This window comes from Streptomyces huiliensis (assembly GCF_020037025.1).
GTDB lineage: Bacteria > Actinomycetota > Actinomycetes > Streptomycetales > Streptomycetaceae > Streptomyces > Streptomyces huiliensis.
The window spans coordinates 1-931 of sequence record NZ_JAIQLH010000363.1; the positions used below are offsets into that span (position 1 = coordinate 1).

Annotated in this window: 1 protein-coding gene; it reads right to left on the reverse strand. The window is 79.3% G+C overall.

Annotated features, from left to right (window positions below; genetic code table 11):
- The coding region (locus JNW98_RS33355; protein WP_223772040.1) for a SpnB-like Rossmann fold domain-containing protein at window positions 1-931 on the reverse strand (931 nt) is incomplete at both ends.

A 931-nucleotide genomic window follows, 5' to 3' on the forward strand; every position in this document is an offset into this window, starting at 1 on the left:
CCCGGCGGTGCCGAGGAGGCCGGCCGCGGAGGAGAACACCACGAAGTCCGCCAGCTCAAGATGGCTCGTCAGTTCGTGCAGCAGCCAGGCCGCGTCCGCCTTCGGGCGGGCGACGGCGTCCATCCGGTCGGGCGTCAGGGAGGCGACGACGCCGTCGTCCAGGACGCCGGCGAGGTGCACGACGGCGGTCAGTGGCGGTTCGGCCGCGGCGATGACCCCGGCCAGGGCGTCCCGGTCGGCGGCGTCGCAGGCCGCCACGGTCACCCGGGCGCCCAGGGCGGTCAGTTCGTCCGTCAGCTCCGCCGCGCCGGCGGCGTCGGGGCCGCGCCGGCTGACGAGAAGCAGGTCGTGGACGCCGTGGGAGGTGACGAGGTGGCGGGCGAGCGTCCCGCCGAGGAGCCCGGTGCCGCCGGTGAGGAGGACGGTGCCTCCGCCGCCGAAGCCGGACGGGCCGTCGGCGGAGGCGGCCCGCGCCAGCCGCGGCACCCGTACGCCGCTTCCCCGGACGGCGAGTTGGGGCTCGTCGTCCGCGGCCAGGGCGCGCAGCAGGGCGGGGGCGGCGGCCTCGTCGGTGCCGTCGGTGTCCAGCAGGGTGACGCGGCCCGGGTTCTCGGTCTGCGCGGAGCGGGCCAGGCCCCAGACGGGGGCGTGCGCCAGGTCGGGGACGTCCTCGTCGGGGCCGGCGGCGACCGCGCCCCGGGTGAGCAGCACGAGGCGGGAGGCGGCGAACCGCTCGTCGGTCAGCCAGGAGCGCACCAGGTGCAGGGCGTGGTGCCCGGCGGTACGGGCCGCCGCGGCGGCGTCCGGCTCCGGCGCGTCGGGTTCCGGAAGCAACGGTACGAGGACGACGCGGGGTGCCGGCGTGCCGTCGGCGACGGCCCGGGTGAGGGCCGCGAGGTCCGGGTGGGCGGCGGCGCGGGCGCCGGCGCCG